Here is a 25636-nt window from a genome sequence, read left to right as displayed (position 1 = left end):
TCTCATCAATTAAAGTATTTTGGAATAAAGGCGCATTAGCTTATGTCGAATCTGAATACTGAAACGGTTACCAGTGTTCGGCACTGGAACGACACCCTGTTCAGCTTTACCACCAGCCGTGACCCGGGCTTCCGCTTCAAGAACGGTCATTTCACCATGATCGGTCTGGAACAGGACAACGGTCGCCCTCTGCTGCGCGCCTATTCCATCGCCAGCGCCAATCACGAGGAAGAGCTGGAGTTCTTCAGCATCAAGGTGCCGGACGGTCCGCTCACCTCCCAGCTGCAGAAGATCAAGCCGGGCGACAAGATCTATGTGAGCCGCAAACCCACCGGCACCCTGGTGGCGGACCACCTGCTGCCGGGCAAGCGGCTGTGGCTGCTCTCCACCGGTACCGGCCTGGCGCCGTTCCTGAGCATCATCAAGGATCCGGAAATCTACGAGCGTTTCGACCAGGTGATCCTGACCCACGGCGTGCGCTTCGTTTCGGAACTGGCCTATCAGGACATGATCCAGGACGAACTGCCCAACAACGAGTTCTTCGGCGACATGATCCAGGGCAAACTGAAGTACTACCCCACCGTCACCCGGGAACCGTTCCGCAATCAGGGCCGGCTCACCAACCTGATGGATTCCGGCAAAATCTTCGAGGATCTGGGCCTGCCCCAACCCAACCTGGAAGAAGACCGCTTCATGCTGTGCGGCAGCCCGGCCATGCTCAAGGACCTTACCAACCTTCTGGATGGCTGGGGCTTCCGTGAAAGTCGTGGCGGCCATATCCACGAGTACGTGATCGAACGGGCCTTCGTGGAGAAGTAATCGCACCAAGCGCTGAATCTGTTTTTTGACCCCGCCTCGCGCGGGGTTTTTTATGACCGCCATCCATGGCGGTCACCCCCGGGCCGTCACTGAAGTGACGTTAAAAATCGTTCCCGACGATTTTTTATGACCGCCGTCCATGGCGATCACCCTTCGGGCCGTCGCACAGCAACGTTAAAAATTGCTCCCGGCAATTTTTTATGACCGCCGTCCATGGCGATCACCCTCCGGGCCGTCGCAGAGCAACGTTAAAAATGGCTCTCGGCCACTGCTGTCCCACCATCCGCTGGCACGCTGACACGCAACACGCCGGCACGCCAAACCCAAGGCCCGCTGGCCGGCCTTGGGGACACGCATTCAAAGCAACCCCGTCATGCCCGAGTGGTTTTCAAAGCGTGCCGGCGTGTTGCGTGTTGCGTGTTGCGTGTTGCGTGTTGCGTGTTGCGTGTTGCGTCACGAAACCCCTGTGGGAAGCTTGCTTGCAAGCGAATGGGATTCGCCCAGGTGGTTTGGACTATTCGCTTGCAAGCAAGCTTCCCACGGCGGCTGCATGGCACGGTCTGGTCGCTCTCTCTGTTGATTTTCAAGCCTCTCCACGGCATAACATGAGCAAAGACTAGAATAATGCCATGCAGCGGGGCGGGTTTTGGATAAGCGGCACTCAGCGGCACAGTGGGACTGGACACCGGACATTTGGGAATGGACACCGGAGCATGGGCGCTGGTCGCCGCGCTATGGCCAGCCCCGGGACTGTGTCTTCCTGACGCTCTCCACCGATGCCCTGCGTCCCCGGGATGCCTACGACTACTGGCGGGAAACCGTTTTCTACGGTTTCGAGGCCGATGTTCCCGACAACACCCAGCGACGCGGATTCCTGGCCCGGAGCACCGCGCTGATCGCGCCGCGCGGTAATCTGTATTGGTATACATCGGACCCGGTGTCCGGTTATCGAGCACGCCGCCATTGCCTGGCCGATGATGAGGAGCGGCTGGACTTGGGGCTGGTTCTGGCCGGCGAGCGCCATCATCAACAAACCGGAGACCGGCCGCTTCGGGCCGGCCCGGGGGAGCTTTTCGCCTATGATTCCGCCCGCCCGTCCCAGGTCGCCTGGAACGCCCATGGCGGCTTGCACCTTTCCCTGGACCGGCAGGCCGTGCGCCAGGCCCTGGGGAGCGATCTGCCCGCACCCAGCAAACTGATTCCAGCGTTACAACATCATCCTTTGTTTCCGTTCCTGCGCGATCAACTACAACTCATGGCCAAGCACGGCGCCAATCTGAACCGCTCACAGCAGGCACTGGTTCTCGACCACATCATCGAGTTGACCTTCAGCGCGCTCAATGCCATCGGCGGGGCACCGGAACACAATCCCCCCTCGTTGTTGTTCGCGGCCCGCCAGTTCATCCACCGTCATCTGGCCGACCCGAATCTGGACACGGGGCAACTGGCGCGCCAGTTGGGCTGCTCCCGAGCGACGCTTTACCGGGCCTTCGCCGAACATGATCTTACCGTGGCCGGCTATCTGCGAGAGGCACGGCTGCGCCGGGTGCACCGCTTGCTGACACGCGCGCCGGATCAGTGGAGCATCGCCGACATCGCCGCCCGTTGCGGCTTTCTGGACAGTGCCAGTTTCAGCCGCCTGTTCCGTCAACGCTTTGGCGTGCGGCCCCGCGATCTTCGTCAGCGGCATCAATCCCGGTGATCCGGCAGCTCAAACCCATCGCCTTCTGGCCCGCCCTGATCGCCATGCTGGCCGCGCTGATCCTGATCGCCATTGACCAGCGGCGCTTCATCGACATCACCACCCAGATCAACACCATACTGATCCATACTTTGTCGCCCCTTTTTCTCTACTCGGCTCTGGGCCTGTTGCTACTGTGCCTGGCGACCTTCATCTCGCCTCTTGGCAAGGTACGCATCGGCGGTGCCACGGCCGAGCCGATCTATTCGCCGTTTCGCTGGTTCTCGGTATCCCTGACCACGGTCATCGCCATGGGCATTCTGTTCTGGGCGGTGGCGGAACCGGTGGTGCATTTTCATGAACCGCCGGCTTTTTCCGGCTCCCGCCCTGGCAGTGATGGCGCCCTTCGGTTCGCCATGTCTTCCCTGTTCGTTCACTGGACCCTGGCCCCTTACGCCATTTATACGGTGACAGCGCTGACCTTCGCGCTCGGCTTTCACAATCACGGATATGGCTTTTCCATCGGCACTCTGTTGCGCCCGTTGGCCGGCGACCGGTTTCAGGGCCGCTTCGGAGAGCTGGTGGACGGATTGGTTTTGTTTTCCGTGGTGGTCGGCATGTCCGCGGTATTGAGCGGCGGCCTGCTGCTGATCGGTGACGGCCTGCGGGTACTGTTCGACATCCCCAAGAGCGGCACGGTCTACGCGCTGGCCGCGTCGTTCATTATCTCCGTGGCGTTATTATCGGCGGCCACCGGCCTTCGCGGTGGCATCCAATTGCTTGCCCGCGTCAATGCCGTGCTGTTCATCGCACTGATGCTCTATCTGCTACTGGTGGGGCCGGGCGACTTTATTCTCCGGGTAAGTGGTGACGCCCTGACCGCCTATCTGGGCGATTTTTTTCCACGCCATCTGATGACCCGGGAGCCCGCATCCAGCCAATGGTCCGCCTGGTGGACCACCGCGTTCTTCGCCAGTTGGTTCGCCTGGGCGCCTCTGTCCTGCCTGTTCCTCGGCAAAATCGCCCGGGGCTATACGGTGCGTCAGTTCATTCTCGTCAATCTGGTGCTGCCTTCGGCGTTCGGCATCCTCTGGTTCTCCGCCTTTGGCGCCTCAGCGCTGTATTTCGACATCCACGACCATGGCGCTTTGTACCAGACCTATAAGGACCAGGGACTGGCGGCCATTTCCTATCAGTTGTTCAGTTATCTGCCCGGCAGTTTTGTCCTCGGCCTGTTTTTTATCTTCGCCTGTCTGATCTCCTTCATCACCGCCGCCGACTCCAACACCGATGCCATCGGTGGCCTGTGCACCCGGGCAGTGACGGCGGAAGCCATGACCTCGCCCTTCACCATCAAACTGCTCTGGGCGGCCATCATCGGCGCCGTGGGTTGGAGCAGCGCCACCTATCTGGGGGTGGACGGCATCAAGATGCTCGCCAACCTGGCCGGGCTGCCCGGTTTGGTCATCGTACTTGGCAGCGCCGGCAGTTTGATCCGGATGCTCACGCAAGCCACCAGGCAAAGTGCCCAAGTCGAGTCGGAAAGCTGAGCCGTTATCCCGTCCACAATTCACGGGCGCCCTTAGAGCCTGTGCGCCTATACATCAATTCGCTGCCAAGGCAGCTTCCCACAAACCCCTCTACAAAGCCGACGATATTCGCCATTGCGAGCCTTGTAGCAAAATGCTACAAACAATCAAAAGCGATGATTGGGAGACACTCATGGGTAAATCCGCCTCGCCGGTCCGGCTGCAATCGGAATTGATGGATGCCGCCAAAACCTATGGAGAGCTGCTGCATCGCAGCGCCGCCGAGCAGATCGAGCAATGGGCCGATCTGGGCCGCGCCGTGGCGCAACAGCTCAGTCCACAGGACCTCCTGGAGATCACGGCGGGCATTGCCACTCTGCGGGTGGAGCGGACAGTGGCCAATCCGGTCACAACCGAGACGGTATTCGACAATCTGGAGGCCCGCCGTGCTGCCGGCACCCTGAACCAACGGGTCTCCTCCTGTGCCGTGCGCTACCAGGCCTCGCGCCGGCATCCCGGCCGTCTGGAGCAGATCAGCGCCTCCGGCGAAATTCGCGTGGGGCGGTTCGTTGACGGTACTTTCGTTGCCGATACTTTCACCAACGAGAACTGAATCATGGCCTCGCAACCCCCGCCGGAAAAACAGTTGTGGATTCTGGTAGGCGGCAACGGTGCCGGCAAAAGCACCTTTCATCGGGAAGCACTGCGGAGCACCGGACTGCCATTCGTCAATGCGGATGTGATCGCCCGCCAACGCTTTCCCCAGGCCCCGGAAGCGCATAGCTATCAGGCCGCCGCCCTGGCCCGGCAACTGCGCGATATACTGATTCGTCAGGGGCAAAGTTTTTGCTACGAGACGGTGTTTTCGCACCCTTCCAAAATTGACTTTATCGCCGACGCGAAAGCCGGAGATTATCAGGTAATCCTGGTTTTCATTCACCTGGGTGATCCGCAACTCAACCAGGCCCGTGTTCATCAGCGCACCGAGGAAGGTGGACACCAGGTTCCGGCCGACAAGATCCGCTCCCGTTTGCCCCGCACTTTCAGGCATGTGCGCCTGGCCCTGCCGCTTTGCGATCAAGCCCATCTGATCGACAACAGTAGCGCGGAAGTTCCGCTTTTACGAGTGGGTCATGTGGAGGCAGGGCAATACACTCCCCTTACCAATGTACAACCGGACTGGGTCGACACTTTGCTGTTCGGCCAGGAGAAGGACTAAGCCATGCGTATTCTGAAATATTTTCCGATGTTGTTGCTGTCCACCGCGATACAAGCGGAAACGGTAACCCTGCATGTGGACAGCGCGAAGAAGAGCCCGTCATCCGACACCAGCGGCGACGTCATTGATATCGTGCTTGAACCGGAAAGCCGGCAAGCCCTGGCGGATTTCACACGCGACCGTGTGGGCCGGCAAATCCATCTGTTCGTGGATGGCCTGTTGCTGACTTCGCCCACCTTGCAAAGTGTCATCGACACAAGCAGCCTGCGGCTGTCCGCCGGGGAGGACGGTTTTAACGGCAAAAGCGCCGGAGAAATCACCGAGTCCCTGAACCAAGGCGGCACACTGACCCTCTCCGACGATCGCTGACCGCCAGTGTGAAAAGCGAAGAGAGATTGGAAACCCCGAACCGGAGGCCCCGTCCATGGGGCTGCTCCGGCCAGGCCCGGCAAAGCCGGGAAGGAGAAATGAAGAAAGCTATGAAAACCAAATCATGAAACCGACATGCGGGAACGCAATATCCCCGAATGACGATTCAAACCATGGCCTTTTTTTTGCCATGGTGCAAGAAAAACCCACTCCAAACCGCCAAATAATAAGAGCGGTCCGCGCTCCAGGTAACTTCTGAAAAACACCCGGTCATCCGGGGGTAGAGAGTTCCATGGCTTTATACGTTGATGGCGCACAATATTCTGCCCCTGAGACATCTTGCAAAGTCGCCTGAGACGCCTCGCATAACACCCTCTCTCTGTTTACCCCAATAATGTGCCCGAAAGCGCATAAACATCAGTTCGCACACAATGCCTTTTCAAGGGAGTGATCACCATGCCAACGATTCGGGATAATTACGCGTATATATCCAGCGAAGAGATCGAGGACATCAGCTGCATGTCGGGGAGCTGGACAGTGTCAAAAGGCCAGCCAATGGATCCACCACCGACGATAAAGCGGGAGGGAGGCCAATTCTTGATCCTGTTCCAGGCCGGGCGTCATAAAACAACCGAGGTGGCAAATAAGTTCAGCAATGATAGCGGCGGCAGAGGCCACCTTTTCTCTCCATTCTCGATAATGGATGAGGAACCGAGCCAACTGAACTTTTGTTTCGGCTTAAGGATTCACTGGAAGTCCGGCGAAACGTCCGAAGTCTACCTGGGGCAAGGCAGCACCATGGGGCGCAATAACTGGTGGATAGGCTCGAGTGCCATCACCAACAAGAATGGCAGCGCCACTCTACAAGCGGGCGAGAATGCCTTTCTTATCACAGGCTACGACACGCAGAAGGGCTCAACCTCCAGTCTCGAAGACGTCGATGCACAAGGCATACCACCGGCACTCGTTTGGATCATCAAGGAAGTCGGACAAAAAGTCGCCGAGGGAGTGATTAAGCTGATCACGGCCAACGTCAATTCATTCAGGATATCCAAATAGCGGGCTTCTTTTCTTAAGAAAAGGAGGGAGGTGTCGTGCTAAAGCCCGTGGACAAATCATCGATTTTGTTTATACGCAATACCATTGCCACCTTTGGAGACCCGCCTGCGGATCGCGCTGATTGGCTCTCTCAGATCAGTGATGACACGCTTATATCCGAAATCAATATCCCAGGCACACACGACACCGCCGCGATAAGCACCGGATTCAACCCGTACGCTTGTCACCGCTTTTCCGTCACTGATCAGCTCAGAGGCGGCATCAGACTTATGGATATACGGTTAAAGGTCAAGAAATCCGAAGAACGGCGATATGAATTTACAACCTGCCATGGAAACGTAGGCAGCGGGCTCGGGCTCAATGAGTTCCAGAGTTTTCCCTCGCTACTGCAAGAATGCGGTAGCTTTCTTGAAGCGCACGGCACGGAAACCGTGCTCACGTCACTTAAAGTTGATGACTGGAATGGGCATGAAAATGATAAAGATAATGCTCTTAACGCCCTATCTGATTTGTTGAACCTCTACCCAATCATCCGGACAGAATCAGTACCAAAGCTCAAAGAGGTTCGAGGGAAGATCCTTCTTTTCAATCGGATCGATGAGAATCCCACACTTGGCACACCCATAGCCTGGGAGGATAACACGCCAGGCGCCTGGGCAAAGGAGAGCCGTCATCGCTGCTACGAATGCTATGTGCAGGACCAGTACAAAGGTCTGCCTGATTCAGGCGCGACGCAAGAAAAACTGGCGAACGTCATCTCGGCGTTTACACAAAAAGCCGACAAGAACGTGGTCTGGAATTTTGCCAGTGCCACCTGGTACGGAATCTTTGGCATTTACATCATGTCCGGCTTGCTTGCCGCTTTCGGCGAGAAAACAGCAACTGAACGCTGGCGACACTTCGGCTGGGTTCTCTTTGATTATCCATTTGAAGGATACCGGACGGACCGATACGGCAACCTGGACGTCGTGGCCATGGTGATTGCCTCCAACCACGAGTACCGCGAATTTCCAGAGATATTCAAAGTTTCCGCCCTCCTTCGAACAACAACACACTGGCGTTCATCATGACCACCGTATTCGAACTCAGCACCGATGACGACATCCGCAATACCCAGCTCAACCCCGGCTGGAACCCGGTGCAGGCACGTTACATCTGGGATCAGATTCATCCCTGCCACTTGAATCTGGCGGGCGCGATCACTCTGGTCGTAATCGCCCACGGCAATGGTTGTGAAATCGGCAACGCTGATCCCGGCATCATCGACATCGACGAAAACGCCTTCCTTGCCCTGGTCCAGGGCAACATGGAGAACGGCGCCGTCCCCGTGTCGATCCACCTGTCCACTTGCGGGCCTGGCATTGCTGAATTTGCGGCTCGGGTAAGGTTGGCGGCACAGCAAAACGGTGTCTGGCACGGCACTCGTATTTTTGGTCACAGCGATGCCGTGGCGGGGTTGGTTCCACCGCCTGGCGATATCCGCTGGTTCGAAATATTCGCCTGACCACGGCCAGCAATCCGCTCCGCCCGCGCCTTGTTACACCATCAACGGGAAGACACCATGAACCGCATTTACCGCACCCTCTTCAACCGCCGCACCGGGACCTGGCAGGCGGTGCCCGAATTCACCAAGAGGCGGGGCAGAGCTTCCAGCCACCGGGCCACCGCCCTGGCTGCATTATCAACCGCTTTAGGGGCACTGACACTCCCCTTCCGCCTCACGCTACTGCCGTCACTACTGGCGCTGGCTTTGACATTGCACGCATCGCCCGCGCAGGCGGACTGCGAGTGGACGGGGGGCACGGGAAGCTGGTTCGACGCGGACAAGTGGACCAGCCGGGGCGGCACGTGCTCCGGGATCCCCACCTCGTCGGACTGGGTCGAGATCAGCCGGTCCGACGCGGACATCGTCATCAGCGGCGGGCAGGCCTACGACAACTCGTTCCACTTCCGCTCCGGGCGCGTGGTCATCCTCGACGGTGGCAGCCTCGACAGCGACAGCAGCTACCACTTGGTGGGCCAGACGCGAGACGGACAGGCGGAGCTGATCATCTCCGGCACAGGTTCGGCCTGGAACGTCCGGGGCGAGGCCTGGGTGGGCCGGGGCTCAACCGGCACGATCCGGCTCACGGACGGCGGCCTGCTCAACTTCACCCACGGGGACGATCTGGTCCTCGGGGACGCCCCGCCGAGCCAGCAGGCGTCCCGCGGCACCCTGGTGATCGGCGCGGATGCGGGCGCGGACGCCGTTGCCCCGGGGCGCGTGCAGACCCCGTTGATCGAAATGGGGCGCGGCGACAATGGTGAGCGCAACGCCACTGGCTTGATCGTGTTCAACCACACTGACCTCAGCGGCACCTATACCTTCACGCCAGATATCACCGGCACTGGCGGCATCGAACACCACGCCGGCATCACCGTGTTAACGGGCAGCAATGACTATATTGGTGCTACCCGTCTGGAAGGCGGCACCCTGCGCGCCGGCAATGCCGGCGCTTTCGTCCAGAACGGCGCCTACACCCTCAATGGTGGCATCCTCGACTTGAACGGCCACGACCTGGCGCTGAGTGCCCTTTCCGGCTCCGGCGGCCAATTGATACTGGGAGGTGCCGTCGGCCGGCTCAGCCAGTCCGGGGATACCGCCTATGGCGGAGAGATCGGTGGCGCGGGACGATTTATAAAAGACGGGCCCGGCACTTTGACGTTGGAAGGGGAGGTCACCGGTTTGAACCAGGGGCTCTATGTCCAAGGTGGCACTCTGACCCTGGGCGGCGACAGCGGCGGCTTTGCCGGCGCCACCACGGTAACTGGCGGCGCTCTACGCGTGGACGGCACCCTGGGCGGCTCCCTCACCGTGGAAGACGGCGCCACGCTGGGCGGCAGCGGCACGGTGGGCGACACCACCATCGCGTCCGGCGGTACGCTTCTGGGCGTGCAGGGCGACACTCTGGCCTTCGAGGGCAATCTCGTCCTTTCCAGCGGCGCCCATGTCAATGTTCAACTCGGTGCAGCGGACACAATGGCGCTGTTCGATATCGCCGGCAACCTGGCCCTGAACGGCACCACCCTCAATGTCACCGATACCGGCGACTTCGGCGCCGGCCTCTACCGCCTGTTCGACTACGGCGGCAGCCTTTCCCAGAGCAACGGCGGCCTGCTGTTCGGCACCACGCCGGGCGGCTCGGCACTGTCGCTGCAGTACCTGACCAGCCAGATCAACCTGCTCAATGCCGACGGTGTGACCCTGATCTTCTGGAACGCCAACGGCCAGGCAGGCCCGGGACAATTGGGGGGTGGCAGCGGCACCTGGTCCACCACCTCGGCGGTGTGGTCGGACGCCAGCGGCCGCTTCACCGGTGCCATGCAGCCGCAGCCGGGCTTCGCTGTCTTCGGCGGCGAGGCGGGCACGGTGACACTGGATGACGGCGATGGCGACATAAGGGCCACCGGCCTGCAGTTCGCCGGCGATGGTTATCGGCTCACTGGCGCCGCGCTACACCTCACCGATGGCAACGAAATCCGCGTCGGCGACGGCGGCACCGGCAGCGAAAACTGGACCACCACCATCGACAGCGAAATTGCCGGCGGCGAGGGCCTCACCAAGACCGGCGCCGGCACCCTGCGGCTTACTGGCGCGAATACCTATACCGGTGGCACCACCGTGCAGACCGGCACCTTGATCGGCGACACCGGGTCCCTTCGCGGTGATATCGCCAATGCCGGCACCGTGGTGTTCGAGCAGACCGGCGATGCCGCCTTCGCGGGCAACGTCACTGGCCTGGGGGAGACTGACGGCACCATGATCAAACGCGGCGCCGGCGATCTGACTCTCAACGGGGTTTCCTCACTGGATTGGGCCGTGGACGGCGGCGGTCTGATTACTTCCGCCGGCCGATTCACCGGCGACATTGCCATCGGCGACGGGGCCTCCGTTACCTTCGAGGACACGAACGACACCGACTATAACGGCGCCCTCACCGGCCAGGGCCGCATGATCAAGGAAGGGGCCGGCACCCTTACCCTCACTGGCGAGCAACAGATCGGCCGCCTCTATATCGGCCGGGGCACGGGCACCCCTTGGGGTGAGCAAATGGATGGCGGCACCCTGCTACTGAGCGACAGCGCGCGGCTCACCGGCAGCTATCTGCACCTGGGTGGCGTCAATGGCCGGGGCGTGCTGGCACTGACCGGCGAGGCTACCCGCGCCACCTTCAGCAACAACGCGCTGATCGGCGACATCAACAGCGATGCCGAATTACGCCTCAGTGACGGCGCCCTTCTGGAAAACGGCAACGGCTACCTCGGCCGCTCCCCGGACTCCCGGGCCATCGCCATTATCCAGGACCAGGGGTCCCTGTGGCGCAACACGGGCACCTTGTATGTAGGGGGTTCCGGGCAGGCCGGCGAGGGGGAATTGCGGGTCGAGAATGGCGGGCGCGTTGAAAGCGGCGCCGCACGGATCGGCTATGGCGCGGGCGCCATCGGCAACGTTACCGTCACCGGCTCGACAAGCCATTGGGAGACGCAAGGCGAAATCGAGGTGGGCTACGCGGGCGACGGCACGCTGGTGATCGATGACGGCGCCACCGTAACGTCCCATGTCGGCACGAGTTGGGTGACAGGGCAGATCGCTCGGTACTATGACTCCGCCGGGGCGGTTTCCCTCCGCAATGACGGTTCGTGGGTAAATGACGGCGCGGTGATCGTCGGCGGTTACGACGGGGCGGATGGGCACCTGACGCTTTCCAGCGGCGGGCGGTTGCAAACAGGCGTCACATCCTCGGATTGGGACTTCGTGCGCTTGGCGGATTCAACGGCGTCCTCCGGTACGTTGAATATCGGCGCGGCCGCCACCGAACAGGCCGTGAGTGCCGGCACGCTGGAAAGCGCGCGTGCCGAGTTCGGCGACGGGATCGCGACGCTCAATTTCAACCATAGCGAAGACAATTATGTGTTTGCCGCCGCGCTCGCAAGCACGGGTTCCGGCGCTCACCGCATCAATCACTATGCCGGCACCACGATGCTGACCGGTGAAAGCTCGGCGTTCACCGGCATCACTCAAATCAAAGGCGGTACCCTTAAAGTCAACGGCACCCTCGGTGGCACGGTCACCGTTGATAATGGCGGCGCCCTGGGCGGCGACGGCAGCATCGGCGACACCACGGTTGCGGCTGGCGGCACACTGGCCCCGGGCAACAGCCTGGGCCACCTCACCGTGGACGGCGATCTCACCCTGGCACAAGGCTCGCTGCTGGATTTCGAGTTCGGCGCCCCGGGCGGGGACTTCCATACCCTGGGGCAAAGCGACAGCGTCACCGTCAACGGTGATCTGACCCTCAACGGCTCAACACTCAATCTGATCGACGACGGCGGTTTTGGTGTGGGCCTGTATCGGTTGTTCGATTACAGCGGCACTCTGACACAAAACAATGGCGGCTTGCTGCTGGCCGATGAGCCACAGGGGATGAGCCTGCAGTTCCTCGACGATCAGGGCCAGATCAATCTGCTCAACACCGTCGGCATGACCTTGAACTTCTGGAGTGGCAACAACGCGGACGGCGGTGACGGGGCATGGTCCAACACCACCGCCAGTTGGACCGACGCCGACGGTGAGGTGGTCGCGCCGATGCAGCCGCAACCGGGCTTTGCTGTGTTCGGCAACATCGGCAACGGTGAAGGCGGCACCGTCACGCTGGATGACACCGACGGTGACGTCCAGGCCACCGGTCTGCAGTTCGCCGGTGACGGTTATGTCCTGCAAGGCGACACGTTGACCCTGACGGACGGCGACGGCGAAATCCGTGTCGGCGATGGCAGTGGCGACAGCACGGATTACACCGCCACCCTCAACAGTGTTATCGCCGGTACCGACGGTGTTAACAAAACCGGCGCCGGCACCCTGGTACTGGGCGGCGACAACACCTATAGCGGCGGCACCACTCTCAACGGCGGGGTGTTGTCCGTGGCCAGCGACGCCAACCTGGGCAACACCGACGGCGGGCTCACCTTCAATGGCGGCGTATTGCGGGTGACCGACGGCCAGTTCCTCTCCACCCAGCGCTCGATCACCTGGGGCGACCAAGGTGGCGGTTTCGATATCGTCGGCACTCAACAGCAATTCTTCGTCAATCAAGACCTGGCCGGCGCCGGCGACCTGATCAAACGCGGCGAGGGCCTTCTTCATTTGCGCGGCGACAACGACTACGGCAACACCTTGGTCGAGGCGGGCCGCCTGTTTGGCACCGCCACCTCGATCCGCGGCGATCTGGCCAACGCCGGCAACGTGGTATTCGAACAGGATACCGACGGCACTTTCACCGGCAATATCAGCGGCTTCGACGGTACCGACGGCACCCTGATCAAGAACGGCGGGGGCGTCCTCACACTGACCGGCTCCTCGACCCTGGACTGGTCCGTGCATGACGGGGCACTGGTGACGGCGGCCGAGCGTTTCAACGGCGACCTCGCCGTGTTCGCCGATGGCGGTGTCACTTTCGATCAGCAGCAGGATGGCGAGTACCAGGGGCAGTTGTCCGGCACCGGCACGCTTCTTAAAACCGGTGACGGTCATTTGCAACTCAACGGCGGTAATGGCGGCTTCGGCGGCACCACCGAAGTGGCCGCGGGCCGATTGAGCGTCAGCGGCCGTCTGGGCGGCCAGGTCCTGGTGGACAACGGCGGTACGCTTGGTGGCGACGGTATCGTCGGCGACACCACCATCGCCGCCGGCGGCACCCTGGCGCCGGGCAACAGCATCGGCACCCTCACCGTGGACGGCGATCTTACTTTCGAGAACGGCGCCATCTACGAGGTGGAAACCGATCCCGACAACACCGACAGCGATCTGACCCACGTCACCGGCACCGCCAGTCTGTCCGGTTCCGTGCTGCACGTGGGTAACGACGGCGACTACCAGCCGTTCACCGAATATACGATTTTAAGCGCCGATGGGGGGATCCTCGACCAGTTCGAAGCGGTCCGATCCCGCTTCGCTTTTCTTGATGCCGGTCTGGACTACGGAACCAACGACGTTCGGCTGGAACTGACCCGCAATGACGTCACGTTCGACAGTGTCGCGTTGACCCGAAACCAGCGCTCGGTGGCCGGTGCGGTGGAAAGCCTGGCGCCGGACCATGCGGTCTATCAGGACATCGTCACCCAGGAGACCGGCGCGGCCCCGGCCGCCTTCGATCGCTACAGTGGCGATTCCCTGGTGGCCGGACTGAGTGCCACGGACCGGCTGATCGGCCAGTTCGGTGATCGGCTGCGGCAACGGGATCAAGGCGAAACCGCGTCCAGGGAGCAGCGTACCCTGACCGGTGACGAGGCCAACGGCGTCTGGTTGCAGGCCGGCGCGCTGGACAGCGAGGAAAAGCGCAACGGCTACACCGGTAATGCCGGCCACGAAATGACCGGCGAGCACCTGACCCTGGGGCTGGACCGGACTCTGCCAACAGGACGCGTCGGCGTTGCGGTGGGGCGGGCCCAAGGGCGTCTGGACTTCGACCGGCGCCAGGCCGGAGGCGATCTGGACGGCTGGTTCGTGGGCGCCTACGGCCGCCGCGATCTGACTGGCACCCTCTACCTGCGCGCGGATCTGAGTTACGGCGAAACCAGCCAGGACCACAAGCGCACCTTCGAGAGCGGCACCCAGGCGCGATCTTCCAGCACCATCAAGGCCATACGAGTAGCACTGGAGAGTGGCCTGAATCTGAGCGCCGGTCGCGCCGACGTACGGCCTTACGCCCAGGTGGCGATGACTCGCCTGGAGCGGAGCGGCTTCCAGGAGGCGGGGGCCGGAGCGGCCAGTCTGGAGGTGGAGAGAACCACGCTGCAGTTGGGCGAAGCGGAATTGGGCGTGGATCTGGGGCGGACCTTCCGGTCAGACCGCCATCCCACCCGGCTCCACGGCGGCCTGGCCCTGGTCCAGCCGTTTGGCGACACCCAGAGCGAACAAGACTCCCGATTCGTCGACGCCGGCGACACCTTCACGGTGTACGGCGCGGACCGGAACGATCCGCGCTTGCAGGCGCGCCTGGGCGCCGCCGTACGACTGAGTCCGCGTGTCGAATTGTCGCTGGATTATCAGGGCCGGGTGGATGATCAAGGGGACGAGCATCTCGGCCAGTTGGGGATCTCCGTACACTGGTAAGGACACGTGGTGTCACCCTTCTTGCGGTAGAGGCTACGGAGCCGCTGTGGGACGCTTGCTTGCACGCGAATGAGGTTTGCTCAAGCCTTTGACTATTCGCGAGCAAGCTCGCTTCCCACAGCGGCTCCGTGGCAAGTTCATGGGAAAGCGACGGCAGCGCGATTGGCGCCCTTCCACATTCCTATGCGATCATCGCGCTCATTGTCCGCCTCAATGAGAAGGAGCTCCCATGTTCGATCCAGGCCAAGCGCTGATCTCCCTGATGTATGCACTTCCCTTGCTGATCCCCTCGGTCGTTGGCGTCATTCTTGGTGCCATCCACATGCAGCGGGCGCGCAAAGCCTCGACTCTGGTGATCATCGCCAGTGTCTTGCTGTTCCTGGAAGGAGGATACAACGTTGTTTCCCAGATTTTCATCATACCTCTGGTAGGCGATGCCCTGTCCTGGGAGGTGTACGGCGCCATCAATGGCGGCGTATATGCTCTCCTCACGCTGTCCGCCACCCTTCTGTTGATCTCCGCCGCTTTTGTGGGTCGTGAGAAGAACCCGGCCGCGACCGACGGCAATACCCACCAGGATGCCGGCGCGGGACTTTCCCACGTGCCCCCGCAACTGGCTCAGGCGCCAAATCATCGCGGCGCCCTTGTGCTGACGCTCGGTCTGATCTCTTTGCTGGTGTTCCAACCATTGGGCATCGCCCCCTGGGTGATCGGCGTGCAGGATCTGCGTGCCATGCGCGAAGGCCGTATGGATCCGGAGGGCCGTGGCACCACCATGGCGGGCATGATCCTGGGTATCATCGCCATTATCTTGTTCGTGCTTACCTTGATCGCCGTGGGGTTCTTTATCGCCGCTTTGGCGAATACTAATTGGAGCTATTAAGCGGGCCACATTTGACGCGGGCGCCGCTACGGCGCCCGCCAATATTGCACTGAAACCTGGATTTTATTGTTTTCAGGAGAAGGAACTCCATGTCAGCCGATTCAGATCTGTCGATCCTCACCGCTTTTAATATTCTGCAACTGCTGATCCCTTTCCTGGTCGGGGTCTCGCTGAGCGCAAAGCACATGCGGCATTATCGCGTGCCCGCCCTTCTGGTTCTGATCGCAAGTGTTCTGATGCTCCTGGATATGGGCTATGGCGCTCTTGCGCCAGCGCTGTCGTTTTTCAGACTCCCATCGATCACCGGCGTTTTTATCAACAACAGCATCCACAGCATACTCGGCGTCTCTACCGTTCTGTTGCTGATGTCCGCCATCTTCGTCCGGCACGGCCCTCCTCCAGCAACCGTTACTTTGGACACTGACCGGACATCCCGGGTGCCCGCCCATCGGGGCGCTCTGATTGCGACGCTTGGCCTGATTTCCTTTCTGCTGCCACCGGTCGGATTGCTTGCCTGGATCCTTGGCGCCCGGGATCTGCGTGCCATGCGCGAAGGCCGTATGGCAACAACAGGAAAGGACAGCACCCTGGTTGGCATGATCCTCGGTATCATCGTCTGCACCGTCTTTATTCTGGCTCTGCTCACGGCGGGTTGTTTTATTCTCGGTGTTTCGAGCTCAACCATGCTCTCCGTGCCACCCGGCTTGCGGACCCTGGTTCAGTTTGGTGTCGGTATCAGTCTCGCGGCGCTGCTGTTGTCGCGCGATCGCAAAGCCGCGCTACTCATGTTCATCGCCAGCATTCTGGTGCTCTTGCCGGTGGTTTACGGCTTCATCGTCAGCCTTTGGCTGCCGACAGGAGGCCCGTTGCCGGATCTCGCCTTGATCAGCGGCAGCGTCCTGGGCGTGCTGACCCTTTCCCTATTGCTCCTTTTGATCGGCGCGGCTTTTTCCGGATGCCGACATCGTTCTCCAGGTTCAACCGAGGAAGAGGCTCAACAGTCCACCCATCACCACGGCTCCCCGGTACTCGCCCTCGGCCTGGTTTCACTACTTGCGATCCAACCTCTAGGCATCATGGCCTGGGTTCTCGGTGTACAAGATCTGCGCGCCATGCATGAAGGTCGCATGAACCCGGAAGGCCGCACGGCTACGCTGGTCGGCACCGTGCTGGGTATTATCTCCGTCGTCCTCTTTCTGGCGGCCCTGAGCGCATTGGCTTTTACCGTTACGCACTTCTTTGAGCGTTATCGACCTTTTCACTGACCCCGACAGTCGCAGGGGCGCCACCACGAAGTTTCTTCCATGCTTTACTGGGTGCGGAGCCAACATTCTTGCCAGCGATCATGACAGTGATTGGCGGCGGCTTGTATTTCCGCCATTTTCTCGCAAACTCGCCTTTCCTATAGTCGTGATAATCGCGGCCGGCTTGGCCGTGCGGATTGTAACAATGCCTCTCCCTACTATCGGTATTCCACTTCGAATGTCACCGCACCACTCAACAGGCCGGGGACCACGGTTTCCCCAGCCACCGGCACCAGTCCCACCTTGAACTGAAAGATTTCGGTGGTATCGGCCGGATCACGGCCACCAAACGGCGCCGTGATTTCAGTTGCGCCATCCAACACTACTGGAGCGTTGCTGGCACGCTGGCGAATCTGGAACGCCACACCACCGGCCACACCAGGCTGTCCGGCATCAGCGGGCAGCAAATCCGTGCCGCTGCCCGAAGCCAACTGCCCCGAGGAGGGAAGGAAAGTCATTCGAATCAATGAGCCGGCGAAGGTGCTGGTGCTGATGGACAACGACCGGGGTACGACACAGTTGTTCAAACGAATATCGAAATCCGTACTTCCCGCGAAACCACCCGTAGTGATATCCGTGCTACCCACTGTCGGCAGATTGATCACCTGAGAGACATCCACAAGGTCACAACTGGCGCGGTCGAACACATAGTTCAGACCTGCATTTACGTCCACATAGATCGACCCCAAAAGGCCTTGGGTAACGGTCAGACGCCCCAGGGAGCTGGAAACTGACTGCGTGGTACCGATGAGGCTATTGATACCGTCGACCACCAGCACTGTGTAAGTGCGAAATGTAACCGAAGAGCCGATTTGCAAGCCGATCAGACTGAGATCACATAATCCGCCGGTGAGACCACAATAAACGCTACTGCTACTGCTTATAATCTCAAAAAAATTCTGAATGTAAATGTTTCCGTTAACCTGGAAGCGGCGGGCGCTTATTCCGCTGAATCCCGCTGGCAAACCGGCCGCTGCCGGGGCAGTACTGTTCCCACCATTACCAAAGCTGCTGTTTATAGTACTGGATACAGAGGGAAGCAGGCCGAGGCTGGTGCAGCCGGTATAGGTGGAATCCTGCTGAATCACCAGTACGTGCTGTCCTGCGTCATCCTGAGGCACACGCACGGACAAACCATCTCGCTGAAAGGTGACCGTCTGCGTATAAGGCCCGCCATTACAAAACCCGATTGCCGACGCCAATTCCGGAAATAGCAGAAGGTATAGCATGAGCCCCATGGTCCATTGCAAGGTTTTCACCCTTTCACCTCAAGGATAGGACCATCGTGGTGGCCACCATAATCACTGATGTAACGAAAATAAACCTTAAATGGAGGCGTGACCCCGGGTGGCAATGACACCATTTCCATATGTTTGGGCAGTATCATGGCCGGCTCCTTAAGAGACCATTCCTTCCCGCCTTTTTTAATTACCATCTGAATAAAGGAGATGGAAAACGGGCTGTTGTTGGAAAGGGCCAGCCTGCCCCCGGAAAAAGCAGCGCCGAGCTTTCTTGCCGCCTCCCTGGAATCGGTGCCGAGCATACTCCGGGGCCGGTAGAACAGTTTGATCCGCACTCTCTGAGCAAACTGGACAACATTTTTTCCTTTCACCTGAGGCGGGATTTCCTGAACGTTCAACCAGAACACGCTTTCTTTATCCTTTGGCAAAACACCTTCCGTACGGAAGAAACGAAGTAATTGCTCTTTCCCACTCTCCAGCCGGAAAAGAGGTGGCGTTACCGCGAAGTACGAAGGGGGTTCACCATCGTTTTTCTCACCCACGGGAAAAGGGTCCAGCCACACCTGACCGGCATAGGCTATCGACGAAGTATTGGTCACCGCCAGACTGACATCCCGGTCATCTTCATCGAAAACGATCCGGGTACTTCCCAGTACGAAGGCAGCATGAGTGGATGAGACGAGCATCCATATCAGAGCGGATATTATTCCGCTACGCGCCACCACGCTCATAGTGTTTCTCCTCTCTGGCATCACAGCTCGCACTGTTTCGATATTGTTTCCACTGCTGTTTCCGTCGCCGCCGTCAAGCGCTCCAGAGCAATCCTGAATCGGCAAACGCGATCGTCCAGGTGTACGCGAAACCAGCCCTTATCAGTTGATTTCACGGTGATCATCGCCCGACTATGCTCGGCCACCATGCCAACAACGTCGGACTGCTCGTTCAGAACCTCAGCTCCCAATGGCAAGGTCTCCGCGTCAGGCCACTCCAGAGAAACGAGGAAACGCTTAACTCGGTGCGCCGGAAAAACCACTCTGGCGATTGCCCCTCTTTCTGGCACCACTGATTGAGAACGACCGGGCACCTCCACATCGTAATCCACGGATTCCAGGCCAACCCGTAGGCGATTCGGTCGATACGGCTGAGCATAGGGTAGCAACGCATACCCGTTGGAATCAGTTCGCACGGGGGCGGCGCCGCTGGCAAAACTGGCACCCTGGACTTTCGGAACATAGGCCAACAACGCAGTCTCACCAACTCCCCGCCCAAAGGCTAACCCGGCTTGATGCAGAACCGCCGAGCCCTGTGCCTGTAGGTATTGCCTGCGGCTGTCACCATCGAAAGCGGCTCCGACGGATAATCCGATACGATCGCCGGCATAGGCCAGCTGTGCATTACCATTGTTTCTCCTCTGCTCCTCCTGGTGCCCGGCCCGGATACCATAGGACCATTCAGGATGTTCGCTCAGCATCCCACTGGTACCGATTCCATGGTCCGCATTGCCGTCTTCATCGACAGTCAGCCGGTAGTCGACATAGCCACGACTGACCGGAGTATCAAGTGGCAAGCTCAAGGACAACATATACAGTCGTTCGCGCTCCGCGCCCTGATAGCGGCTATCGGTGACGGTCAACCCAAAGCTCAGAGGCCCGACATGCCCGTTATAGCCTAAAGAAAAGAGACTCTGGCGATTATTGTTATGCCAATAGCTTTCCTGGCTGGCGGAAACATAAGCCGATCCATAGCGTCCCAGATTCTGAGATATTGTGGCTTCCATTCTCTGCTTGCGACCCGGTACTAAAACAACGCTTTGGTCCTGCATAAGAACGGCTTCATTGAAAGTGCGAAAACGCTCCGAGGAGTAGCGGTAACCTAATAACTGTAAATTGGTTCCCCGTCGCAACCCCTTCGCGTACAGCAGACGGTAACTTTGACCATGCCAGATATCCTCGTTCCATGTGCGTGTCCGCGCGTGGGTAATATCGGCGGAGACACTCCCAACCCTACCCAGGTTCAACCCCACACCAGCCAGGCCATTATAATAATTCTCGCTGATCGTCAGTGAGCCATAGGCGGTTACATTTCCCGGCAAACCGTGACTCAACTCTGTTTGCACAAAACCAGGTTCATCGCCATGATCACTGCGATAGCGACCCGCCACCAGGCTGTATTCCCAGAACCCTTCCCGAACCAGATTGGGAACCAGACTGTAAGGCTGACTGAATCGGCGTATCTCACCATCCTGTTCCTGGATCTCAACGTCTAGGTCACCATTGCTCAAGGAAGGTAGATCATCAATGGAGAAGGCACCAGGCGGAACATAGGTGCTATAAATAACGAATCCGTTCTGACGTACCACGACCCTGGCATTACCCCGTGCAATACCACGAATCACCGGAGAAAAGCCCTGCTGGGAAACTGGCAGCATGGCGGTATCGGAGCGCAGCTGAATACCAGTATACGGGAGGCTTTCGTTGATACGGCTCCGAGTAAAACTCTCGCCCAGCGTCAGCTCTCCGCGAACTCCAGGCAAGGCCCGATAGGCGTACATCTCCCGATCCGCCCACCTCCCCCGTTCACGGTCGTCGCGCTGATACACATGGCTGCTGCGTATATGCCACCCCCGCCAATCGACTCCAAGGCGGAAGTCTCCGTATTGGTCGCGGTAGCGCCCTCCATCAGCTTCCTCATTCCAGGCATGATTGACGGTATAATCCAGGCGTAACGCGGTAATACCCTGGTCCCACTCATCCGAATCAATGTAATCAGCGGCACGACGCTGCAGAGCCGCCTGAGGAATGCTGAGCTCAAGTACCAATCGGTCCGGTCGAAAATGGGCCTCGGCCTGCTCCATAAAATAAAGAAGGTCACAACCACTGTATTCCGGCGCCACCCCCCGAACCAACAAGTAAGCAGAATTAATCCCAAGCCACTCAGCGCTCCGCGCCGAGAGACAAGGAGTCAGTCCGGAGGCTTCCTCCGACTGGTTGAAAGTAACGGGCATGCGCCCCACGGGGTGGCCATTCACCAGCACGTCAACCTGGTATTCACCGGCGGGTAGTTTCCGATCACGGGCCAGGGACTGGAGACTTACGGCGGATTGTCCACCTTCCAGAGACAGAAAGTGAGGGTTGAATTCAAACGTACCCTCTACCACACCCTGTTCCAGTTGCCGATCCGCCCCCCCGGCCCGAACCATGGTCGTCGCGCCGACAAACAGTATCGCACCCATCAGGCACGCGCCTACCCACCCACTCCTTGGGGCCATAGCGCACCAGATCAGTTAAACGATGGGACGGGGAACCTCTATTCCCCCTTCCGGTTCGGTACTTAGTTGAATACCACCGAGTAGTTGGCCACGGCACGAACATGCCCCGCTGTCACGGTGGCCGTATCCGTTGTGCCATAGGCGGCGTTGAACTGAAGTTCACCCGATGAGGCATCAACAATGCCTACCGAAGCCCCATTGATCTGCACTGGCGTGGTGCCATCCTGTTGCAGCAACATCACACCGACAGAAGCGGCGGGGTCCGTGGCGATATTTTCGAGAATGTTGTGTCCCGCATAGGCTTGTCCAGTCCATAGAACCGTAGCGCCAAGGCCGGTGAGATCACAGGTCGCACTGCCAGCATCGGTGGCAACCAAAGAAAAAGCAGCCGGCGAATATGGTGTGTCCGCCGCAACGAAGTCGGCGGTAGCGATCGGAGCCAGCGTCACGGTGTTGTCGGCTTGCAGAACACCGTTCTGTGCCACGCCCACCGTACAGGTGGTGTCCGTAACTACCCCATTAAAATACACCTCGCCGCTATTGGCGAAGACAACGGAAGTAGAAAGTGTTGAGGCCATCAACACAGCCAGTTTGAAAGTGCGCATCGTTCAGTTCCCTCTAAAAATCCCGTTTTGGAATAATCGCGCCGTTGTGATGGGCATCACAAAACAATGCCCATTTCCAAGCTAGCACAGTGCATGTCGGAGGAAACCTAATCACGGAATATTTTACATTTCCCTGATAAACGGATAAATATCAGCTCCATTGCCCCATTTTAGAAATTTATATCAATACATTGATTTATATTAATTTCTCTATTCATTATTTCTGGTAAGCAGCGCACGGTAAATGAGCGCCCCCGAAACCCCGCCCACCATTGGCGCCACCCAGAACAGCCACAGTTGCGCGGTGGCCCAGTCTCCAACATAGAGTGCCACTCCGGTGCTGCGCGCCGGGTTCACCGAGGTGTTGGTGACAGGAATGCTGATCAGGTGGATCAGAGTCAGTCCCAGGCCAATGGCGATGGGGGCAAAGCCTTGCGGGGCACTGCCATGGGTCGAGCCCATGATGATGATCAGAAACATTGCCGTCATCACCATTTCAGTCAATGCGGCAGCCATTAGAGAGTAGCCACCGGGAGAGTGTTCGCCATAGCCGTTGGAAGCGAAGCCGCCACTCACGTCGAAGCCCGCCTTGCCAGAGGCGATCAGGTAGAGCACACCGCCAGCGATGACCGCCCCGATCACCTGAGCCAGAATATAGGGGATCACCTGTCCACCAGGGAAACGTCCGCCGGCCCACAATCCCACCGAGACCGCCGGGTTCAGATGGCAGCCAGAGATGTGCCCGATGGCAAACGCCATGGTCAGGACGGTAAGCCCGAACGCCAAGGCCACCCCCACGAAACCGATACCCAGTTCCGGGAAGGCGGCGGCCAGGACCGCGCTGCCACAACCACCAAGAACGAGCCAGAAAGTCCCAAAACATTCCGCTATGTATTTGTTCATTACACAATCCTTTGTACGAGGGTTGCTTTTATATACATAAGGACCGCTCTCCATGACCAGCGTTATCTCCGTCAAGTAACGCCTTAGTGTCATTGTTTTACGAAGACAAGGTCTTTGTTCACCAAGGGCAGCCGGTCCGCCCTGCATGCCAACACCCTTCATTGACTTACATTTCTTACATGATATGATAATGGTTTTCATTCGTGATTGATGTTCCTGGCAAGCTTTCCGGCCAAGAACGTCTCGTTGTCCTTTCGTGTTTTTCGAGGTAAGGGAGAATCCCCATGCACCACAGACAGCTCTGGCCGGCATCGGCCATCGGGCTGGTATTGGCATGCCCGGTATATGCCGCCGAACCGCCCCAGAACCATGTTCTCGACCCCGTGGTTGTCACCGCCTCCCGAACCGGTACCACGCAAGAAGACTCTCCCCAGGTGGTCCGGATCATCCAGAAAGAGGAGATCGAGGAACAGCGCCGAATCACCTCCGATTCCTCCCAAATCCTGAGCAACCTGCTGCCCTCGTTCTCGCCCAGCCGTCAGAAAATGAGCGGCAGCGGCGAGACCCTGCGTGGCCGCACGCCTTTGGTACTGATCGATGGTATTCCCCAATCCAATCCGCTGCGCCCCACTGGGCGGGAAATGCACACCATCGACTTCGCCATGGTCGAGCGCATCGAGGTGATTCAGGGCGCCAACGCCACCAATGGCCTGGGCGCCACCGGTGGGGTCATCAACCTGATTACCAAAAGACCCGAACCCGGCTCTCTGAATCAAAACATCGACGTACAGGTCTCCACTCCCACCTCCGAAATGAAATCGGAAACGCTAAGCTATAAAACCCATTACGGTGTGAGCGGCAACGCCGGCAACGTCGATTATCTGTTCGCCCTTGGTTACGAGGAACAGGGCATGTTCCTGGATGGCGACAATCACCTGATCGGGGTGGACAACACCCAGGGTGACCTGATGAATTCGCGCGCCTATGACGCCATGGGGAAACTGGCTTACTGGCTGGATGACAATCAGCGTTTGCAGTTGAGCGTGAACCGGTACCGGATCAAAGGCCTGAATGAGTACGTCAGCGTTACCGGAAAACGGGACGATGGTGTACCGACCACCTCCACTCGTGGCACCCCCGAAGGCGACGCGCCTTACAACGAAGTGTGGACCACCGGCCTCAGTTACGACCACTACGATCTGGCGGGTATGCAGTTCAGCGCTCTGGCGTTTTATCAGGACTACGAGTCGCTGTTCGGTGCCACTGATTCCAATTCTTTTCAGGACCCGGCCATCGTCCCGGCTCCAGGCAGACTTTACGACCAAACCATGGCGGAAACCACCAAGTACGGCACCAAGGTTTCCCTGACCAAGGACGGCCTCTGGAATGGCCGGCTGAAACTCACCGGCGGCTTCGACACCCTGTTTGATAATACCGAGCAGTTCCTGTGGCTGACCGACCGCACCTACGTGCCGGAAGTGGAGTACACCGATCTCTCGCCCTTCATCCAGATTCAGCTCAAACCCATTGACTCCCTGACGCTCTCCGCCGGCGCCCGTTATGAATATGCGGAGTTGAAGATCGACGGCTATCACACCGTGGCCGCCAATAATGGTGTGTATGTTGAAGGCGGCGACCCCAGCTTCAATGACACTCTGTATAACGTGGGATTGGTCTGGGCGCCGCGGGATAACTGGAGCCTGTTCGCCAGCTACTCGGAAGGGTTCGCGCTTCCCGATGTGGGTCGCGTTCTGAGAGGCATTCAGGACCCTGGCCGGTCAGTGGAAGACTTCCAGAACCTGCGCCCGATCGTCACCGATAACGTGGAAGGCGGTGTTCGTTATCAGGACGGTCCATTCAATGCCGAGGTGAGTTATTACGTTTCCTCATCGGATTTCGGTACCCGCGTGGAATTGGAAAACGATGCGTTCGTGATGCGGCGGGAGAAAACGAAGATCGACGGCATCGAGGGCACTCTCGGGTACCAGTTCACACCAAATCATAGCGGCAAGCTGTCCTATTCCCATATGCGCGGCCGTTACGACAGCAATGATGACGGCTCGCTGGACGCCCGACTGAACGGCCTGAATGTGGCTCCCGACCGCCTGATCACCAGTTGGTCGGCACGCTGGTCACCCAAGCTGACTTCCATCGTGCAGGCCAACTACGCTTTCGACAAGAACTTCGACGGCGAGGACGAAGACTTTGACGGCTTCCTCCTGGTTGACGCGGCTATCGGCTATCAATTACCCAAAGGGCAACTCAGCGTGGCGCTTTCCAATCTACTGAACAAGCAGTACGTCACCTATTATTCGCAAAGCGCGCTGGTTAATAATGATCGCTATTTCACGGGCCGGGGGCGCACTCTGACCGTGGGTTATCGTCTGAACTTCTAATGCTTCCCGGGTGGGCGCAGGTCCACCTTCTGCACATTCGCGTCCGTCGCTTGTGGTTCCGCGTCCAGATCACGCACCAGACCACAGGCGACGCATTCCATCCACTGCTTGTCACCATCGATGACGCGCTGGATCTTGTCCATTTTTCCGCATTCCGGACAGGTGGCGCCGGCGATAAATTGACGTTTCATAATTTTACTCGCTGGAC

19 protein-coding genes are annotated in these 25636 nt (G+C 59.1%); 13 read left to right on the top strand and 6 right to left on the bottom strand.

Annotated features, from left to right (window positions below):
* The first annotated feature begins 42 nt into the window (after nt 1–42).
* From E0L37_RS08230 to E0L37_RS08175, 12 genes are all read left to right on the top strand, one after another.
* A complete protein-coding gene (locus E0L37_RS08230) occupies nt 43–819 on the top strand; it encodes a ferredoxin--NADP reductase (RefSeq protein WP_133491264.1) in 777 nt (258 codons plus the stop codon).
* A gap of 646 nt (nt 820–1465) precedes the next feature.
* Nucleotides 1466–2521, top strand: coding sequence for a helix-turn-helix domain-containing protein (locus tag E0L37_RS08225; RefSeq protein ID WP_133491263.1), 1056 nt, complete (start codon nt 1466–1468; stop codon nt 2519–2521).
* Nucleotides 2518–4050 carry a BCCT family transporter gene (locus E0L37_RS08220; RefSeq protein WP_133491262.1) on the top strand — a complete coding sequence of 511 codons (1533 nt, stop codon included), beginning with the start codon at nt 2518–2520 and terminating at the stop codon, nt 4048–4050. The genes E0L37_RS08225 and E0L37_RS08220 overlap by 4 nt, the downstream gene beginning before the upstream one ends.
* 172 nt (nt 4051–4222) lie before the next feature.
* Complete coding sequence (locus E0L37_RS08215) at nt 4223–4642, top strand: hypothetical protein (protein ID WP_133491261.1); 420 nt, start codon at nt 4223–4225, stop codon at nt 4640–4642.
* Between the two features lie 3 nt (nt 4643–4645).
* Complete coding sequence (locus E0L37_RS08210; protein ID WP_133491260.1) at nt 4646–5248, top strand: zeta toxin family protein; 603 nt, start codon at nt 4646–4648, stop codon at nt 5246–5248.
* A 3-nt stretch (nt 5249–5251) separates the two neighbouring features.
* Nucleotides 5252–5617: a hypothetical protein gene (locus tag E0L37_RS08205; RefSeq protein ID WP_133491259.1), complete on the top strand. Its 366-nt coding sequence runs from the start codon at nt 5252–5254 to the stop codon at nt 5615–5617.
* A 456-nt stretch (nt 5618–6073) separates the two neighbouring features.
* A complete protein-coding gene (locus tag E0L37_RS08200; protein ID WP_133491258.1) occupies nt 6074–6676 on the top strand; it encodes a hypothetical protein in 603 nt (200 codons plus the stop codon).
* Between the two features lie 35 nt (nt 6677–6711).
* Nucleotides 6712–7746, top strand: a complete 1035-nt coding sequence (locus tag E0L37_RS08195) for a hypothetical protein (protein ID WP_133491257.1) — start codon at nt 6712–6714, stop codon at nt 7744–7746.
* Entirely contained in the window at nt 7743–8180 is a 438-nt protein-coding gene (locus tag E0L37_RS08190) for a hypothetical protein (RefSeq protein WP_133491256.1), read from the top strand. The genes E0L37_RS08195 and E0L37_RS08190 overlap by 4 nt, the downstream gene beginning before the upstream one ends.
* A 57-nt stretch (nt 8181–8237) precedes the next feature.
* Complete coding sequence (locus E0L37_RS08185; RefSeq protein ID WP_133491255.1) at nt 8238–14828, top strand: autotransporter-associated beta strand repeat-containing protein; 6591 nt, start codon at nt 8238–8240, stop codon at nt 14826–14828.
* A gap of 229 nt (nt 14829–15057) precedes the next feature.
* Nucleotides 15058–15711, top strand: a complete 654-nt coding sequence (locus E0L37_RS08180; RefSeq protein WP_133491254.1) for a hypothetical protein — start codon at nt 15058–15060, stop codon at nt 15709–15711.
* An 89-nt stretch (nt 15712–15800) separates the two neighbouring features.
* A complete protein-coding gene (locus tag E0L37_RS08175) occupies nt 15801–16976 on the top strand; it encodes a hypothetical protein (protein ID WP_133491253.1) in 1176 nt (391 codons plus the stop codon).
* A gap of 197 nt (nt 16977–17173) precedes the next feature.
* On the opposite strand, the gene E0L37_RS08170 is transcribed toward E0L37_RS08175, so the two are convergent.
* From E0L37_RS08170 to aqpZ, 5 genes are all read right to left on the bottom strand, one after another.
* On the bottom strand, nt 17174–18274 hold the full coding sequence (locus E0L37_RS08170) for a fimbrial protein (protein WP_097058302.1): 1101 nt from the start codon (nt 18272–18274) through the stop codon (nt 17174–17176).
* Nucleotides 18271–18987: a molecular chaperone gene (locus E0L37_RS08165; RefSeq protein WP_159659597.1), complete on the bottom strand. Its 717-nt coding sequence runs from the start codon at nt 18985–18987 to the stop codon at nt 18271–18273. The genes E0L37_RS08170 and E0L37_RS08165 overlap by 4 nt, the downstream gene beginning before the upstream one ends.
* A gap of 20 nt (nt 18988–19007) precedes the next feature.
* Nucleotides 19008–21488 (bottom strand): fimbria/pilus outer membrane usher protein, encoded by a 2481-nt coding sequence (locus E0L37_RS08160; protein ID WP_166643022.1) that lies wholly within the window; start codon nt 21486–21488, stop codon nt 19008–19010.
* A 98-nt stretch (nt 21489–21586) separates the two neighbouring features.
* A complete protein-coding gene (locus E0L37_RS08155) occupies nt 21587–22129 on the bottom strand; it encodes a fimbrial protein (protein ID WP_097058305.1) in 543 nt (180 codons plus the stop codon).
* A gap of 210 nt (nt 22130–22339) precedes the next feature.
* Nucleotides 22340–23032, bottom strand: coding sequence for an aquaporin Z (gene aqpZ / locus E0L37_RS08150; protein WP_097058306.1), 693 nt, complete (start codon nt 23030–23032; stop codon nt 22340–22342).
* Nucleotides 23033–23316: 284 nt separating this feature from the next.
* Here aqpZ and E0L37_RS08145 point away from each other — a divergent pair, with 284 nt between their 5' ends.
* A complete protein-coding gene (locus E0L37_RS08145; RefSeq protein ID WP_097058307.1) occupies nt 23317–25428 on the top strand; it encodes a TonB-dependent receptor in 2112 nt (703 codons plus the stop codon).
* On the opposite strand, the gene E0L37_RS08140 is transcribed toward E0L37_RS08145, so the two are convergent.
* Complete coding sequence (locus tag E0L37_RS08140) at nt 25425–25619, bottom strand: YheV family putative metal-binding protein (protein ID WP_097058308.1); 195 nt, start codon at nt 25617–25619, stop codon at nt 25425–25427. The genes E0L37_RS08145 and E0L37_RS08140 overlap by 4 nt on opposite strands.
* Nucleotides 25620–25636: the final 17 nt, after the last annotated feature.

It is taken from the genome of Alcanivorax sp. 24 (assembly GCF_004360225.1).
Lineage (GTDB): Bacteria > Pseudomonadota > Gammaproteobacteria > Pseudomonadales > Alcanivoracaceae > Alloalcanivorax > Alloalcanivorax xiamenensis.
This window is presented reverse-complemented; position numbering and strand designations above follow the sequence as displayed.